General features: G+C 67.6%; 13 protein-coding genes and 1 pseudogene. 11 read left to right on the top strand and 3 right to left on the bottom strand.

Translation table 11 applies throughout. The features are described 5' to 3' along the window. The first annotated feature begins 39 nt into the window (after positions 1-39). Positions 40-1,692, top strand: a complete 1,653-nt coding sequence (locus DWQ67_RS06115) for a hypothetical protein (protein ID WP_121484710.1) — start codon at positions 40-42, stop codon at positions 1,690-1,692. Positions 1,693-1,746: 54 nt separating this feature from the next. Continuing rightward, positions 1,747-3,411: a DUF885 domain-containing protein gene (locus DWQ67_RS06110; RefSeq protein ID WP_121484709.1), complete on the top strand. Its 1,665-nt coding sequence runs from the start codon at positions 1,747-1,749 to the stop codon at positions 3,409-3,411. A gap of 151 nt (positions 3,412-3,562) precedes the next feature. Here DWQ67_RS06110 and DWQ67_RS06105 read toward each other — a convergent pair whose 3' ends face one another. After that, entirely contained in the window at positions 3,563-3,919 is a 357-nt protein-coding gene (locus DWQ67_RS06105; protein WP_121484708.1) for a UBP-type zinc finger domain-containing protein, read from the bottom strand. Between the two features lie 208 nt (positions 3,920-4,127). On the opposite strand from DWQ67_RS06105, the gene DWQ67_RS06100 reads away from it, so the two are divergent. From DWQ67_RS06100 to DWQ67_RS06085, 4 genes are all read left to right on the top strand, one after another. Then, a complete protein-coding gene (locus DWQ67_RS06100; protein WP_121484707.1) occupies positions 4,128-5,540 on the top strand; it encodes a dicarboxylate/amino acid:cation symporter in 1,413 nt (470 codons plus the stop codon). A 164-nt stretch (positions 5,541-5,704) separates the two neighbouring features. After that, positions 5,705-6,349, top strand: a complete 645-nt coding sequence (locus DWQ67_RS06095) for a Maf family protein (RefSeq protein ID WP_121484706.1) — start codon at positions 5,705-5,707, stop codon at positions 6,347-6,349. Positions 6,350-6,484: 135 nt separating this feature from the next. Beyond that, positions 6,485-8,269, top strand: a complete 1,785-nt coding sequence (locus tag DWQ67_RS06090) for an acetyl/propionyl/methylcrotonyl-CoA carboxylase subunit alpha (protein ID WP_121484705.1) — start codon at positions 6,485-6,487, stop codon at positions 8,267-8,269. A 642-nt stretch (positions 8,270-8,911) separates the two neighbouring features. Continuing rightward, the gene (locus tag DWQ67_RS06085) at positions 8,912-10,306 is read left to right on the top strand and encodes an MFS transporter (RefSeq protein ID WP_121484704.1); all 1,395 of its coding nucleotides are present in this window, start codon (positions 8,912-8,914) and stop codon (positions 10,304-10,306) included. Between the two features lie 95 nt (positions 10,307-10,401). Here DWQ67_RS06085 and DWQ67_RS06080 read toward each other — a convergent pair whose 3' ends face one another. Next, positions 10,402-10,905 carry a phosphoribosyltransferase gene (locus tag DWQ67_RS06080; protein ID WP_121484703.1) on the bottom strand — a complete coding sequence of 168 codons (504 nt, stop codon included), beginning with the start codon at positions 10,903-10,905 and terminating at the stop codon, positions 10,402-10,404. Between the two features lie 40 nt (positions 10,906-10,945). Between DWQ67_RS06080 and DWQ67_RS06075 the strand changes: the two are divergent. Beyond that, positions 10,946-11,338 (top strand): annotated as a pseudogene (locus tag DWQ67_RS06075) (DUF4259 domain-containing protein); the annotation flags it as partial. Positions 11,339-11,368: 30 nt separating this feature from the next. Here the strand turns inward: DWQ67_RS06075 and DWQ67_RS06070 are convergent. Then, positions 11,369-12,778, bottom strand: a complete 1,410-nt coding sequence (locus tag DWQ67_RS06070; RefSeq protein WP_121484701.1) for an NAD(P)H-quinone dehydrogenase — start codon at positions 12,776-12,778, stop codon at positions 11,369-11,371. Between the two features lie 119 nt (positions 12,779-12,897). On the opposite strand from DWQ67_RS06070, the gene DWQ67_RS06065 reads away from it, so the two are divergent. The 4 genes from DWQ67_RS06065 to DWQ67_RS06050 are packed head-to-tail and all read left to right on the top strand — an operon-like array spanning position 12,898 to position 16,604. Continuing rightward, entirely contained in the window at positions 12,898-13,695 is a 798-nt protein-coding gene (locus DWQ67_RS06065) for a purine-nucleoside phosphorylase (protein WP_121484700.1), read from the top strand. A gap of 56 nt (positions 13,696-13,751) precedes the next feature. Further along, positions 13,752-15,479 carry a phospho-sugar mutase gene (locus DWQ67_RS06060; protein WP_121484699.1) on the top strand — a complete coding sequence of 576 codons (1,728 nt, stop codon included), beginning with the start codon at positions 13,752-13,754 and terminating at the stop codon, positions 15,477-15,479. 43 nt (positions 15,480-15,522) lie between these two features. Beyond that, positions 15,523-16,221 carry a deoxyribose-phosphate aldolase gene (gene deoC, locus DWQ67_RS06055; RefSeq protein ID WP_121484698.1) on the top strand — a complete coding sequence of 233 codons (699 nt, stop codon included), beginning with the start codon at positions 15,523-15,525 and terminating at the stop codon, positions 16,219-16,221. A gap of 44 nt (positions 16,222-16,265) precedes the next feature. Next, positions 16,266-16,604: a hypothetical protein gene (locus DWQ67_RS06050; RefSeq protein ID WP_121484697.1), complete on the top strand. Its 339-nt coding sequence runs from the start codon at positions 16,266-16,268 to the stop codon at positions 16,602-16,604. Positions 16,605-16,729 lie beyond the last annotated feature (125 nt).

Here is a 16,729-nt window from a genome sequence, read left to right as displayed (position 1 = left end):
CGCTAGATAGGGTGAAGGTCCCCGGCCCCAGGAGCCTCTATGCGCCACCGTCCCCACCGTCGCCTCACCGTGCTGTGCGGTGCGGTCATCGCGGCGCTTGCGCTGGCCTCGTGCACTCCGGCCGGGGGGCCAGCGGCACAGGACCCCGCGTCGTCGAGCAGTGGCCGGGTGGATGCATCCGCAGAATCCGGTCAGGCAACTGACCCCTGGGCGCCCCCGAAGTCAGGCTCCGGCGCGGCCCCAGACCAGAGCCAGGACCCAGAACAGGACGAGGCCTCCGGGGAGCCTTCCCAGAACGTGGACGGCGAACACACGGATCAGGACGGCCTCCCCTATGCCGAGAATCCAGACGGCGTGGACCCCAACGGCAAAACCATCACCGCCCTGCCCGCCAGTCAGATCAAGAAGTACTTGGATCGGGGCGCCGCCAAGGCCGGCGGTTCCGTGCGCGCCCCAGGGCTGAGCTGGGGCGACGGCGCGCCGGTGGAGGTCGGCACGCTCAGCCTGCTCCAGGCCCGCGAGGCGCCCACTCAGCCGGTCCTCGCCATGCGCGAGTATGCGGCTCCCGCAAGCGACGGCGGCGAAGAAGTCCCACTCTCCCGCGTGGTGTACCTGGGCAATCAGGTGGTGCTCTTCGCGGGGCCCACGGCCCGGGAGGACGGCGGCTCCGACGCCCCAACGACGCTGCGTTATAGCACCGGAAGGGCCTGGAAAAACGGTCCCCGGCTTGGCAACAACGATCCCGGTACCAGCCAACACGTCTCTGACCCCCTCGCCGTCGGCGGGCGCGTGTATTGGACTTTGAGCACCCAGAACGATGCGAACGAGTGGTCGTGGGTGCTACACAGTTGGAAGCCGGGGGAAAGCAAACTCACCACTGAGGCCAGCAGCGACTCGCTGACCAAGGGGCTCAGGAGCTACGGCGCGCCACCCAGGAATAGCTCCCTGATCCATCACAAGGGGCGGCTGTACTTTGCCGTCACTCTGGATAGCTCCGACTCGGACACCAACCAACCCACTGCCCTCATCTCTGTGCCCCTCACATCAGGGGCGCCGCGGTTGGAGGCAAAGGAGGGCTCGCGCCCGTACTCCACCAGCGCCGGGCTGGTTTTCTCCACCACGTATCCCGATGTCATGGACAACTACACCAACCGGGCCCTCAGGGGCCTACGGTTGCTCAGCTCTCCGGGAGAATCACAGGCACTGCTCAACGTCACTCGCGATGAGGCCCAACGCGGCGTCGCGCAAGTAAACGCACAGATGCAAGATTCAGGCGAATCCTCGCCCGTGGCCCTCCTTGGCCCACCGACCCTCGTGGGGGCCCAAAAGAACACAGTGACACTCATCGTCCGTGGTCAGGTGGTGAGCCTTGACCTGTCACGGCGGAAGGGCTCCCGCCTTGTGCCGGCTCAACGCATCGCCGCCGCCCCGGCGGACAGGCCCGTCCAGTGCGGGGACAAGGTGGCCTTCCCTGTGCAGCTGCTGGTCCCGCAGGGCGCTGATCTGGCCTCCTCCCCGCAATTGTGGGTGTCCTTTGACTCCAACAACGGGACGCTGCTGTGGCAGCCGCTAGAGGAGATGCGGTCTCCGTCCGGGTGCGCCGGGGAGGCCTTCACTGCTCAGGGAATCCCCGTCTACGACGGAAACACCGTGAAGACCCCCTTGGCCCGGGTCACCGTGGGCGGATCCTAAGCCCCACCGCTGCAGGCGGATCCTGAAGCTGCCCATGCCGGTTAGGCTTGCGTGGTGACTCAGACCACACAGCGCACCCCCAGCGCCATCGATGCCCTTGCCAACCGCTACGTGGAACAGCTCGTGAAGCTGGACCCGGAGCTCGCCACCGACCTCGGAATCCCGGGCGCCGAGGAGGAGTACGCGGATCACTCCCCCGCTGGCGTCGCCGCTCGGCGCGCACTGCTCGCGACGACGCTCGCGGCGCTGGATCAGGAGGAGCCCACCGACGAGGTGGACCGGGTCACGGCTGACGTGTTGCGCGAGCGCCTGGGGCTCTCCCTCGAGATCATCGACTCCGGCGTCACGCCCCTGAACAACATCGAGTCGGTGCCGCAGAGCTCGCGCGGGATCTTGGACCTGATGCCCACGGACACCCACGAGCAGTGGGGCCACATCGCCGGGCGCCTCTCCCATCTGCCGGGCGCGCTGTCCGGCTACCGAGAGTCGTTGGAGGCCTCCCGCGCCGCTGGCAAGGTGGCGGCGGCCCGTCAGGTCACCGAGGTGGCCTCGCAGTGCGGCGCCTACGCGGAGGCTGGTGGCTACTTTGACCAGCTGCTGACCCAGGCCCCGTCGGACAACCCCCAGCTCACCAGCCGCCTGGCAGAGGGTGCGGCTGCGGCCAAGGCCGCTTACGCCGACCTGGCCAGCTACCTCACCGAGGACCTCATCAAGGACGCGCCGAGCAAGGACGCCGTGGGCAGGGAGTATTACTCCCTCATGTCCCGCGAGTTCCTGGGCGCGGAGGTGGACCTGGAAGAGACCTACGCCTGGGGCGTGGCGGAGCTGGACCGGATCATCGCCGAGCAGGAGGCGGTCGCCGAGGAGATTGAGCCCGGCGCCAGCGTGGAGCGCGCCAGGGAGATCCTCAACGCCGATCCGGCCCGCGAGCTGCACGGCACCGACGCGCTGAAGGCGTGGATGCAAGACAAGTCAGACACCGCGCTGCGCGAGCTGGCCGGCAGCCACTTCGAGATTGTGCCGCCCATGGATCGCCTTGAGTGCATGATCGCCCCCACGCAGGAGGGCGGGATTTACTACACGGCTCCCAGCTCCGACTTCTCGCGACCGGGTCGCATGTGGTGGTCCGTGCCGGAGGGCGAGGACGTGTTCCGCACCTGGGCGGAGACCAGCACGGTTTACCACGAGGGCGCCCCGGGCCACCACCTTCAGATCGCCACGGCCCTGCTGGCGGGCGGCCTGAATCGATTCCGCACCGAGCTGGTGTGGGTCTCCGGGCACGGCGAGGGCTGGGCCCTCTACGCCGAGCGACTCATGGAGGAGCTGGGCTACCTGGCGGATCCCGGGGACCGCCTTGGCATGCTGGATGGGCAGCGCTTGCGCGCGGCCCGCGTGGTCTTTGACATTGGCGTGCACCTGGAGCTTGAGGTTCCGCCGCGCTGGGGCGAGGGCACGTGGGACGCCGACAAGGGCTGGGACTTCCTCACGCGCAACGTCTTTGAGTCAGAGGGCAGGGTCCGCTTCGAGTTCCTGCGCTACCTTGGCTGGCCGGGCCAGGCCCCGTCCTACAAGATTGGCCAGCGCCTCTGGGAGCAGATCCGCGAGGAGGTGCGCACCCGCGAGGGCCAGGCGTTCAACGAGCGCGAGTTCCACACCCGCGCGCTGCGCCTTGGCTCCATGGGCCTTGACTCCCTGCGCCGCGCCCTGCTGGGCGGTTAATTTCCGGGACCGCACGTGGGGTCTTGAACCCCACGCACGACGACGCCTGTCTCACCTGCCGCTGGCAGGTGAGACAGGCGTCGTCGTGCCGGAGAAAATTCGCCGGTCAGCCCGTGCCAACCACGACCATGGTTCCCCAGGGAGGCCGCGCTCACCCGTGAATCAACTCCATCCAGTTGGCCGGCACAGCGCCGGCCGGGCCGGGAACCGGCTGATCGGCTGGGTGGGAGGTGGGGGCCGCCAGGGCGGGGCCGGAGTCAAAGTCCTCTCCGGTGGCGAAGTTGAACCACCACTCCTCACCGGGCTCAAAACTGGTCATGAGCGGGTGGCCGGTCTCCTTGAAGTGAGCCGTGGCGTGCTGGTTGGGGGAGGTATCACAGCAGCCAATGTGCCCGCAATCTGCGCAACGGCGCAGGTGCACCCACCACGTGTTGGTCTCCGTGCATTCCTTGCAGCCCGTGCCGCTGGGCGGCACCTCGACATTGATGGCGTTGTTGTGCTGTTCCATGGTTTCCCCTCGCCGTCCCAGGCGCGCCCAGATGCGGGCCTCTGCCCCCATCCTGTAGCCCGCCGACACGTCTGTCCAGGGTGTGGAGGCGCTGCACCGACCCGCCGCTTTATTCCCGCACACCCTCAGATGGAGAGGCAGTTCACTGACACGTCACATGTGGACATATTGGGTTGGATTGTGTTTGATACGGCCCTAGCGTTCTGGGGTGACCTCGACATCCTCCACCCCTCAGAAGCGCCGACTGCCGGCTTGGACCGGCAACTTCGGCTACCAAATTCTTGCCGGCCTCGTGCTCGGCTTTGTGCTCGGCTTTGTTGCCCTGCAGACCGGTTCCACCGCTGAAAACCCGAACGGGCTTGGCGAGACCCTGCAGATCGTCGGCTCAAGCTACGTCAAGCTCCTCATGGCCGCCGTGCCGCCGCTGATCTTCTTCGCGGTGGTGGCCTCCATCGCCAACCTGGCCAAGGTGACCAACGCCGCCCGCCTGGCGTGGAAGACCATCATGTGGTTCGCCATCACCGCGCTCATCGCAGTCCTCATCGGCATCGCGCTCGGCGTCTTCACGGAGCCCGGTAAGGGCACCGGGCAGGCCAAGCCGGAAGCCTACGAGGGCAAGACCGGCGACTGGCTCGCGTTCATTCAGGGCCTCATCCCCTCCAACTTCCTTGGCCTGCAGGCCGCCGTCAAGACCGATTCCGCGACCGGCGCCATGAGCGCCTCCGTGTCCTTTAACGTGCTGCAGATCCTGGTCATCTCCATCGCCGTGGGCATCGCGGCGCTCAAGATTGGCAAGAAGGCAGACGGCTTTGTGGCCTTCTCTCGCTCCGCCCTCAAGGTGGTCCAGAAGGTGCTCTGGTGGATCATCCGCCTGGCGCCCCTTGGCACCATCGGCCTGCTCGGCAACGCCGTGGCCAGCTACGGCTGGACCACCATGGGATCCCTCGCCAAGTTTGTGCTCGTGATCTACGTGGGCCTGGCCCTGGTGACGTTTGTGGTGTACCCGGTGCTGGTCAAGATGAACGGGCTCAGCGTCAAGCAGTACTTCTCCGGCGTGTGGCCGGCCGTGCAGCTGGGCTTCGTGTCCCGCTCCTCCATGGGCACCATGCCGCTGACCCAGCGCGTCACCGAGCGCAACCTCGGCGTGCCCACCGGCTACGCCTCCTTCGCCGTGCCCCTGGGCGCCACCACCAAGATGGACGGCTGCGCCGCGATCTACCCGGCCATCGCCGCCATCTTCGTGGCCCAGTTCTACGGGATCACGCTCAGCCCCGCGCAGTACGTGCTGATCGTGGTGGTCTCCGTGCTCGGATCCGCAGCCACGGCCGGCACCACCGGCGCCACCGTCATGCTGACCCTGACCCTCTCCACCTTGGGCCTGCCCCTGGATGGCGTGGGCTTGCTGCTGGCGATTGACCCGATCATCGACATGGGCCGCACCGCCCTGAACGTGGCCGGGCAGGCACTGGTCCCGACCATCGTGGCCAAACGCGAGGGCATCCTGGACCTGGACATCTACAACTCGGCCCGCACCGGCGACGTCTTCGCCACCGTGGACGAGGACGAGGATGAAGACGCCGAGAGCCCCCAGCGCGGCGAGGAAGTGGCCGCGCAGCGCTAAGGCGCTTTCCCGCCCTGCGCGGCAGTCTGCTCGAGGTCGCCGCCTTCACGGCGCAATTGCACGACGCCGGGTCCTCACCCTTCAGGGGTGGCGGTCCGGCGTCGTTGTTGTCGGGTTGCGGTGCCGCGGCCTCCGCTGCCGCGTGGATGTCGTAGCGTGACCCCATGAGCGATTCCCCTCTGCTTCTCCTGGCCTCCACCTCCTCCTCCCGGCGCAAGATCCTGGATGACACCGGCTTTGCCTACACCACCCTCTCCCCGCTCGTGGACGAGCATGCCGCCGTCGCAGAGGAACGCGCCCTTGGCCGCGAACTGACCCCGCGAGATGAGGCGCAACTGCTGGCGGACGCCAAGGCCACCGCCGCCGCGAGCCGCCCCGAGGCCTCCGGGCGCCTGGTCCTTGGCTGCGACTCGGTCTTTGAGTTCGACGGCGCGGCGTACGGTAAGCCGCTCGACGCCGAGGACGCCGCCTCCCGCTGGAAGGCGATGCGCGGCGGGGTGGGCGTGCTGCACACGGGGCACACGCTCGTGGATACACGCGAATCACCCGCCCCGTCCGTGAGCGCCACCGTCTCCACCCGCGTGCGATTCGCCGAGATCACCGACGAGGAGATCCAGGCCTATGTGGCGACGGGCGAACCCCTTCCCTGCGCCGGCGCCTTCACCGTGGACGGCAGGGCGGCAGCCTTCGTGACCGGGCTGGAAGGTGACTTTCACGCCGTCGTCGGGCTCTCTGTTGCAGCGCTGAGAACGCTCGCCGCCGAGTGCGGGGTGCCCGTCACTGATCTGTGGGCCCCCACCGGAGCCTAAAGCCCCTGACGCCCACCGTTGTGGGGTTCCTACAAAAACTGCGGCCAGCTTGCGTGCTGGGAGCGGCGGAGTCGGTGGGAAAGCAACAAATCCGATAGAGTCCCAGGGTCCCGACCCAAAGGAGCAGGCAGCCTCATGCCGTCACTGACCAAGGTCCTTATCGCCAACCGTGGCGAGATCGCTGTCCGCGTGATTCGCGCCGCGAGCGACGAGGGCATCGCCTCCGTCGCCGTGTACGCCGATCCCGACCGGGACGCGCTGCACGTCCGCCTGGCCGACGAGGCCTTTGCGCTGGGCGGCAACACCGCCGCGGAGTCCTATTTGGACATCCCCAAGCTGCTGGCGGCCGCCAAGAAGTCCGGCGCCGACGCCGTGCACCCCGGCTACGGCTTCCTCTCCGAGAACGCCGAGTTTGCCCAGGCCGTGATCGACGCCGGGCTCACGTGGATTGGCCCCAGCCCCGCCGCGATTGACCAGCTGGGAGACAAGGTCAAGGCCCGCCACCTCGCAGAAAAGGTGGGCGCGCCCCTGGTCCCGGGTACCAAGGACCCCGTCACCTCCACGCAAGAGGTGCTGGACTTTGCCGACACCCACGGCCTGCCCCTGGCCATCAAGGCCGCGTACGGCGGCGGCGGGCGCGGCATCAAGGTGGTTCGCGATCGCAGCGACATCCCCGAACTCTACGAATCCGCGGTCCGCGAGGCCACCGCAGCCTTCGGCCGCGGCGAGTGCTTTGTTGAGCGCTTCCTTGACGCACCCCGCCACGTGGAAACCCAGTGCCTGGCGGATCAGCACGGCAACGTCGTGGTCGTCTCCACGCGCGACTGCTCGCTGCAGCGCCGCAACCAGAAGCTCGTAGAAGAGGCTCCCGCCCCGTACCTGAGCGAAGACCAGGTCGACCGGCTCTACACCGCCTCCAAGGCCATCCTGAAGGAGGCCGGCTACTACGGCGCCGGCACCTGCGAGTTCCTGGTGGGCCAGGACGGCGTCATCTCCTTCCTCGAGGTCAACACGCGCCTGCAGGTGGAGCACCCCGTCTCCGAAGAGGTGGCCGGCGTTGACCTGGTGCGCGAGCAGTTCCGGATCGCCCGCGGCGAGGCGCTGGGCTATGAGGACCCTGTCCTGCGCGGGCACTCCTTCGAGTTCCGCCTGAACGGTGAGGACGCCGGGCGCAACTTCATGCCCGCCCCCGGCACGCTGACCAAGCTGCGCTTCCCCTCCGGCCCCGGCGTCCGCGTGGACTCCGGCGTGGAGGAAGGCGAGAAGGTCTCAGGCAACTTTGACTCCATGATCGCCAAGCTCATCGTCACCGGCGCCACCCGCCGCCAGGCCGCCGAGCGCGCCCGCCGCGCGTTGGACGAACTGGTGATCGAGGGCATGCCGACCGTGGTCCCCTTCCACCGCGCCGTGATGCGGGACGAGGCCTTTGTGCCCGCCGACGACGAGACGCCCTTCAGCGTGCACACCCGCTGGATCGAGACCGGCTTCAAGAACACCATTGCCCCCTTCAAGGCCGTCGCGGCCGAGGAAGAGGAGGACGAGGAACTGCAGCGCATCACCGTTGAGGTGGGTGGCCGCCGCCTCGAGGTCACCCTGCCCGGCGGCCTGTCCGTGGGCGGCGGAACGGCCCGCCCTGGCGCCGTGGCCAAGCCCAAGCGCAAGCGTTTTGGCGCCAAGGGTGCCGCGGGCGGAGCCTCCGGCGACGAGCTCACGAGCCCCATGCAGGGCACCATCGTGAAGGTCGGCGTCAAGGAGGGCCAGAAGGTCACCGAGGGAGACCTGATTGTGGTCCTGGAGGCCATGAAGATGGAGCAGCCCCTCACCGCCCACAAGTCCGGGCTCATCAAGAAGCTGCACGCCGCCCCGGGTGGCACGGTCACCGCCGGCGCCACGATCGCGGTCATCGAAGACGCCGAGTAGTCGGTTCTCACCCAAGGCCCCGCACGAGTTTCGTGCGGGGCCTTGGTGTGCGCTCGGCGGGCGGGCTCCTGACCCCACGCCGTCGAGCCCCAAGCCCCACGAAGCGGGCCTATCGACCACAAGCAGGGCTCAAGCCCGCTCCACGTCGATAAGCCCGCTCCCCCAACGCCGCCCAGCCCCCTACCGCCCGCCGTCGAGCCCCAAGCCCCACGAAGCGGGCCTATCGACCACAAGCAGGACTCAAGCCCGCTCCACGTCGATAAGCCCGCTCCCCCGACGCCACCCGGCCCCACGAAGCGGGCCTATCGACCACAAGCAGGGCTCAAGGCCGCTTCTCGTCGATAAGGCCGCCCCCCAACGCCGCCCAGCCCCCCGGCCACCCGCCGTCGCCCACCGCCGCCTCCCAAGCCCCGCCAAGCGGGCCTAACGACCACAAGCAGGGCTCAAGCCCGCTTCTCGTCGATAAGGCCGCTTACCCGACTCCGCCCAGCCTCCCGACCACCCGACGTCGCCCGGCCTCCCGGCGAGACAGGGACCGCGAACAACCTGACCGGGTCTCACATAGTGGGATGATGTGACCATAAAGTGGACGCAAGTCGTAGCGTTATCGAATCATCATTGAGCACCCGTGAAGGAAGCCCCATGTCCACCGCAGCCACACCCTCGGCGAAGCCCGCCACACCGGGTCCCATCAGCACCAAAGCCCAGCGCAGGCGGGTCATTCTTGCCTCCCTGGTGGGAACCACGATCGAGTTCTACGACTTCTACATCTACGCCACCGCGGCCGGAGTGGTCTTCCCGATCCTGTTCTTCACCGGCAACGATGACACCGCCAAGCTTCTGGCCTCGATGGCCACGTTCGCCGCGGCCTTCGTAGCCCGCCCCATCGGCTCCGTCATCTTTGGTCACTACGGCGACCGCATCGGGCGCAAAGCGACCCTGATCGGCGCCCTGCTGACCATGGGCATCGCCACCTTCCTCATCGGCGTGCTGCCCACGTACTACGGCATCGGCATCTGGGCTCCCGTGCTGCTCACCATCCTGCGCTTCTGCCAGGGCCTTGGCCTGGGCGGCGAGTGGTCCGGAGCGGCCCTCCTGGCCACCGAGTACGCCGAAGAAGGCAAGCGCGCACGCGCGGCCATGTGGCCCCAGCTCGGCGCTCCGTTCGGCTTCATCCTGGCCAACGGCTTCATGCTGCTCCTGACCATGGCTTTGGCGTTTAACTCCGTCACCGACAAGGGAAACCTGGACCACCCGTTCATGATGTGGGGCTGGCGAGTGCCCTTCCTGTGCTCCGTGATCATGGTGGTGGTGGGCCTCTGGGTGCGTTTCAAACTGGAGGAGACCCCCGTCTTCAAGAAGGCGCTGGATCAGGACAAGAAGGTTGCCTCACCGCTGGCCCAGGTCTTCAAGCTCAATTGGTTGCAGCTCATCCAGGGCACCTTCATCATGCTGGCCACGTACGTGCTCTTCTACCTCATGACCGCGTGGATCCTGCCGTACGCCACCGGCTCGGTGGCGCTGGGCAACCTGGGCATCGGCTACACCAACTTCCTGGTGCTCCAGCTGCTCGCCGTGCTGCTCTTTGCCGCCATGATTCCGGTGTCCGGCATCGTCGCGGACAAGTTTGGCCGCCGCCGCAGCCAGCTCTGGATCACCTCCGCCATCCTGATCTTCGGTCTCACCTTCAAGATCTTTGTGGATCCCGCCTCGGTGGGCCAGGGGCCCAACGTGCAGATCTGGAAGGTGCTGCTCTTCCTCGCCATCGGCATGACCCTGATGGGCCTGACCTTTGGCTCCATGTCCGCGATTCTGCCGGAGCTCTTCCCGACTAACGTTCGCTACACCGGCTCCGGCATCGCCTACAACATGGCCTCCATCCTCGGCGCGGCCATCACGCCGTTTGTGGCCGTGGCGCTGACCGCCAACTTCGGCGTGTGGATGGTGGGTGTCTACCTGGCCTTCGCCGCCGTGCTGACCCTGATCGCCCTCTGGTTCTCACCCGAGACCAAGGACCGCGACCTGGCCACCATCTGACGCAGCCAGACACAAAGCAGCAAGCCCCGACCGGTTCCGGTCGGGGCTTGCTGCGTTGGTAGGTAGGAGCCCGGGCTAAGAACCCGGACGGGGAATCAGACGTTGGGCGTAACCGGCGGCTCGTCCGACCACGGGAAAACGATCCACTCGTCGGTGCGGCGCCACACGTAATCCGGATCCACCACGGAGGCGGACTTGGCGTAGATGACCGCAGAGCGGCACTCGGCCCCCTGCTGGCTCAGCAGTTCCAGCACCAGAGCCAGCGTGCGGCCGGAGTCCGCGACGTCGTCCACCACCAGGAGACGCTTGCCCTTCAGGGCATTGGTATCCAGCAGCGGCTCCAGCAGAACCGGGTCCGGGAGGGTCGTCGCAACATCGGTGTAGAACTCGACGTTGATCGCGTCAGAGAGCTTCACGCCGAGGGCGTAGGAGAGGTGGCCGGCGGGCAACAAGCCGCCGCGAGCCACGGCGATGATGATCTCTGGCTCAAAGCCGGAGTCAGCGATGGTCTGGGCGAGCTCGCGCCCAGCGGTCCCGAAGAGGTCCCAAGTCAGGACCTCTTTGCCATCCAGGTCGGAGGAATCAGCGTGATATGCCATGGAGCAAGGGTAATAGCAGCGGAGCGCGCAAAGTGACACCGCCGCAGATTGGGCCTATGACTTGAAGCGCGCAAAGAACCTTGATCTGGTGCGCTCTGTCCTGTCCGCCATCGCGGCACAGGCCGGTTCCGGCGACGGAGACATCGACTCCGATGTGGGGTGCGAGGCACTCGCCGCAGTCGCCGTGGTGGCGCAAAAGCTCGATGCGAAAGCGGTGAAGCACATGACGGCCATCAAAGAGGCCCCCGATCAGGCCATGATCGGGGCGGCACTCAGCGCCCGCTGGCTTAAGGACGCTGCCCGGGATACTCGGCGCAGGACACGGCCCCGGGGACCTGGCCTGGGGGCATACTGCACGACGACGCCCGGTGACCCACCATGGGCGGGTGACCGGGCGTCGTCGGGCGGCTTGGTAGTGCCCGCGGGGCGCTGAGAGGCAAGCCTGCGCCCCGCAGGGCCGCGGTTAGAGCCGCACGTGCAGGCGGCGCGCCGCCTCTGAGACCGAGCCGGAGAGGGACGGGTACACGGTGAACGTGTCGGAGAGATCATCCACATGCAGGTGCTTATGCACTGCCAGCGCGATGGGGTAAATCAGTTCTGAGGCGCGCGGGGCCACAACCACGCCGCCGATCACCGTTCCGGAGCCCTTGCGGGAGAGAATCTTCACGAATCCGGCCTCGATGTTCATCATCTTGGCGCGAGGATTGGTGGTGAGGTCCAGCTTGAGGATGTCCGCCTGGTACTTGCCATCCAGCACCTGCGCCTCCGTCACGCCAACCGTGGCGATCTCAGGGGACGTGAAGATGTTGGAGGAGACCTCATGCAGCTTCAGCGGGGAGACGCCGTCTCCCATGAGGTGAGCCACGGCGATGCGGCCCTGCATAGCCGCCACGGAGGCCAGGGCAAAGACGCCCGTGCAGTCACCAGCAGCGTAAATATTGGGGGCTGTGGTGCGTGAGACACCGTCCGTGGCGATGTGCCCGGAATCGGCAACCCGAACGCCGGCGGCCTCCAGGCCCATGTCCTCGGTATTGGGGATGGCGCCCACAGCGACCAGGCAGTGGCTGCCCTCGATGGTGCGGCCGTCGCCCAGGGTGACCTTCACGCCGTCGCCCGTGTTCTCTACCGCCTCGGCGCGGGAACGGGAGACCACGTCCACGCCGTTGTTCTTGAAGACCGTCTCCAGCAACTCCGCGGCGTCCTTATCCTCGCCGGGCAGCACCCGATCACGCGAGGAAACCAGCGTCACGCTGGAGCCGAGCAGGTTATAGGCGGAGGCAAACTCCGCACCGGTCACGCCGGAACCCACCACGATGAGGTGCTCCGGGAGCTCCTTCATCTTGTAGAGCTGCTTCCAGTTGAAGATGCGCTCGCCATCCGGCATGGCGGTGGGCAGCTCACGCGGGTGGGCGCCAACGGCCAGCAGCACGTAATCCGCCGGGACCTCCGTCACGCCCTCCGCAGAGGTGACCTCCACACGGGTCGAGGACAACAGGCGCCCGCGACCAAGCAGGACCCGCACACCGGCGCGCTCCAGCCCGGAGCGAATGTCATTGGACTGGGAATGGGCCAGCGTCATGAGGCGCTCGTTCACATAGCCCAGGTCCACCAGGGCGCCCTCGGTGTCCAGCTGATTGGACATGCGCACGCCCAACTTGGAGCTGCCGATGACACGGCGCACAGCATCGGCGGAGGCAATGAGGGTCTTGGAGGGGACCACGTCGGTGAGCACCGCCGAGCCGCCCATTCCGGCCTCTTCAATGATGGTTACTTGGGCGCCCAAATGGGCACCCACCATGGCTGCCTCATATCCACCGGGGCCGCCGCCCAGGATCACGAGTCGGGGCGAGTTCAAATCCACTTGGGTCGTCACGTGATCCATTCTCCCCCAGGCACCCGCCCTGTGGCGAACCGAAGGGCCGCCCCGCCCCATCAACGCCGCCGGGGCGGTATCTTGGTGCGGTGACCGCTCTTGAGAATGCCGCAGCCCAGATGCCCGAACCCTTCGCCGACGCCCGCGCGTCCGCGGAGGCCATTGCCGCCGCCACGGGGGTGCCGACGCACGACATCGCGCTGGTGCTCGGCTCCGGCTGGGGAGACGCCTCCGAACTGATCGGCGAGACCACCCACACCCTCTCCGCCGCGGACATCCCCGGCTTCCACGCCCCGGCCGTGGTGGGGCACCCGGGCACCATCCGCTCCGTGCTCACGCACAGCGGCAAGCGCGCCCTGATCATCGGCGCGCGCACACACTTCTACGAGCGCAAGGGCGTCCGCGCCGTGGCCCACGGCGTGCGCACCGCCGCCATGGCCGGGTGCACCACGGTGGTCCTGACCAACGGCTGCGGCGGGCTGCGCCCCGAGCACGGGCCGGGTTCCCCCGTGCTGATCAGTGATCACCTGAACCTCACGGCGGCTTCCCCGCTGGAGGGTGCCACCTTCGTTGACCTCACGGACCTGTACTCGGAGCGCTTGCGTGACGTGGCGCGGTCAGTGGATCAGAGCCTGCCCGACGGCGTTTACGCTCAGTTCACGGGGCCTCACTACGAGACGCCCGCCGAGGTGAACATGGCCAAGGTGCTTGGCGCCGACCTGGTGGGCATGTCCACCGCGCTGGAGGCTATCGCGGCCCGCCACGCTGGCCTGGAGATCCTGGGCATCTCGCTGGTCACCAACCTGGCCGCAGGCATCTCGCCGGTGCCGCTGAGCCACGCAGAGGTGATCGAGGCGGGTCAGATGGCCGGTCCACGCATCTCTCGCCTGCTGGCTGACATCGTCGCCAAGCTCTAGAGCACCTTCCGGGCCCGCTGGGCCACATCGTCACATCGCTACACCAGGGGAGCACCGTGCACCATCACAGCATCGAAGAACTGATCGCCCGCGCCACCGACTGGGCAGCGGCAGATCCAGATCCGGCCACCGCGGCGGAGCTGCGTGAGGTGCTTGCCGCCGTCCAGCGTGGGGAGGCCGGGGCCGCCGAGGACCTGGCCTCCCGATTCAACGGCCCCCTGGAATTTGGCACGGCGGGGCTGCGTGCGGCCATCGCCGCCGGCGAATCCCGCATGAACATCGCTGTGGTTCGCCGCACCGCCGCCGGGCTGGCCCGGTTCGTGAGCGGCCGCGCCGCCGGGGAATGGACCCCGCGCGTGGTGATTGGTCACGACGCCCGCTACCGCAGCCACGACTTCGCAGTGGACTCCGCACGCGTGTTCCAGGCCGCCGGATTCGAGACTCTGCTGATGCCGACCGCGCTGCCGACTCCGGTGCTCTCCTGGGCCATGCGCGCCCTGGACGCGGATGCCGGCGTGATGGTCACCGCCTCACACAACCCCAAGGAAGATAACGGCTACAAGGTCTACGTTGGCGGGCGCATTGAGCCCGGCGCCGGTCGCGGCGCGCAGATTGTGCCGCCCGTGGACACCGAAATCTCCGAGGCGATCCGCTGGGACGAGGACCTGAGCCAGATCCCGTTGGCGGACTCCGGGTGGAGCGTGCTCCCGGCCTGGGGCACCGAGGGCGATGTTGAACGCGGCTACGTGGACGCCGTGGTGGGGCTCTCCCCCGCCCAGCCCGGACGCGATCTGCGCCTGGTCACGACCGCCATGCACGGCGTGGGCGGTCACACGCTGGCCGCCGTCCTGGCCGGTGCCGGCTACACGGACGTGCACGCGGTGCCAGAGCAGGAGCAGCCGGATCCCGACTTCCCCACCGTGGCCTTCCCCAACCCGGAGGAGAAGGGCGCCATGGACCTCTCCCTGGCCCTGGCGCAGTCCATCTCTGCGGACCTGGTCGTGGCCAACGACCCGGACGCGGACCGCTGCTCCGCCGCGATTCCCACGCCCGAGGGCGGCTGGCGCCAGCTCAGCGGCGACGAAGTCGGCGTGCTGCTGGGCGAGTACATGCTTGACCGCGCCGTCGCGGCAGGGAACCCGGCCCCGGTGCTGGCAAACTCCATCGTCTCTTCCCGCCAGCTTTCGGCACTTTGTGCCGCACGCGGCGTCGAGCATCACCAAACCCTGACCGGTTTCAAGTGGATTGCCCGCATTCCCGGCCTGATCTTTGGCTACGAGGAGGCGCTGGGTTACGACGTGGCGCCGGAGCTCACCAAGGACAAGGACGGCATCTCCGCGACGCTGCTCCTGGCCGAGTTGGCGCAGCTGCTCAAGCAGCGAGGCGTCAGTATTCAGGCAGCGCTCGACGCCGCTGCGGTGCGCGACGGCGTGTACCTCACCCGCCAGGTTTCCATCCGCGTGCAGGAACTCTCCGAGCGCGATGTGCTGCTGGGCCGCCTCAAGTCCACCGCGCCGACCGTCCTTGGCGGCTCCGCCGTGGTCAGCGTTGACGACATGAATGATGGCATTGACGGCTTGCCTCCCACCGAGGGCCTTCGCCTCATGCTCGCGGACAACACCCGCGTGATTGTGCGCCCTTCTGGCACCGAGCCCAAGCTGAAGAGCTACCTGGAGGTCGTGGAGCCCGTCGCCGCCGGAGACGATCTGGAGCGCGCCCGCGCCACCGCGGCCGCCCGCCTCGACGCCGTCAATGCGGACCTCTCCGCAGCGCTTGGCGTCTAACTCTTCTCTTCCCACACCCCCACCCCTGACCATGGAGGAACCCATGAGCATCAACGCCGCAGAGCTCTCCCCCGCTGAGCTGGCCAAGTACATTGATCACACGCTGCTGAAGCCGGAGGCCTCCCGCGAGCAGGTCCTCGCCGTGGCCGCGGAGGCCATTGAATATGGCTTTGCCTCCGTGTGCATCAACCCCGTGTGGGTCAGCACCGTGGCAGAGGCCCTGGCGGGCAGCGACGTGAAGACCTGCACCGTGATCGGCTTTGCGCTGGGCGCCACGACCACCGCGGCCAAGGCCTTTGAGGCCACCGTCGCCGCGGATCAGGGCGCCGACGAACTGGACATGGTCATCGACATTGCCGCCGCTCGCGCCGGCGACCGTGCCCGCCTGGTGGAGGACATCCGCGCCGTGGCAGAGGTGGCCCACGCCAAGGGCAAGCTGCTCAAGGTCATCATCGAGACCTCGCTGCTGGATCACGACGCCAAGGTCCTGGCCTGCCAGGCCTCGGTGGAGGCCGGCGCCGATTTCGTGAAGACCTCCACCGGATTTAACGGCGGCGGCGCCACCGTTGCCGACGTGGAGCTCATGCGCGCCACCGTGGGACCAGATCTTGGTGTGAAGGCCTCCGGCGGCGTGCGCTCCTACGAAGACGCGGTTGCATTGATCAACGCGGGCGCCACGCGCATCGGAGCATCCTCTGGCGTTGCTATTGTTAGTGGTGGAGCGTCGAACGCGTCGTACTGACATCACTCGCAGACGCGTCGCACGACTGAAAAAGGAGATCATCCGTGTATTCGGGTAACGGTAAGAACCGCAATCACTCCGGCGAAGGACACTTCGTGGAGAACGTCATCGTCTTTGTGGTGCTGATGGCGATCCTCGTGGCAGGCTTCTACGCCACCAGCTACGCCGGCTTTGCCGACGCGGACGGCCAGCATGGCATGATCCGCGCGTGGCTGCCCATGATCGCCGTCATCGGCGGCGGCGTGATCAGCTACGGCGTCGCCATGGCCATGGGCCGCGGCACGGACAACCACCCGGACCGCACGGCCAACGAGGCCGCCGCGGAGAACGCCATCGAGGACGAGTACTCCCAGGCGCTGACCGAGTCCGCTCGCCGCCACTGAGCCACCGCGCATCACCCTGCGCCCGCTAGCCGGGCGCGCCTGCTGTACCGCACGCCGTCGGGCGCTTCCCTGTGAGGGGAGGCGCCCGACGGTTTTTCATGTCGGCAGGTCCTGGCGATCTCACC

It is taken from the genome of Galactobacter caseinivorans, assembly GCF_003640665.1.
GTDB classification, from domain to species: domain Bacteria; phylum Actinomycetota; class Actinomycetes; order Actinomycetales; family Micrococcaceae; genus Galactobacter; species Galactobacter caseinivorans.
The sequence above is the reverse complement of the archived record's forward strand: the minus strand, read 5'-3'. Positions and strand labels throughout refer to the sequence as shown.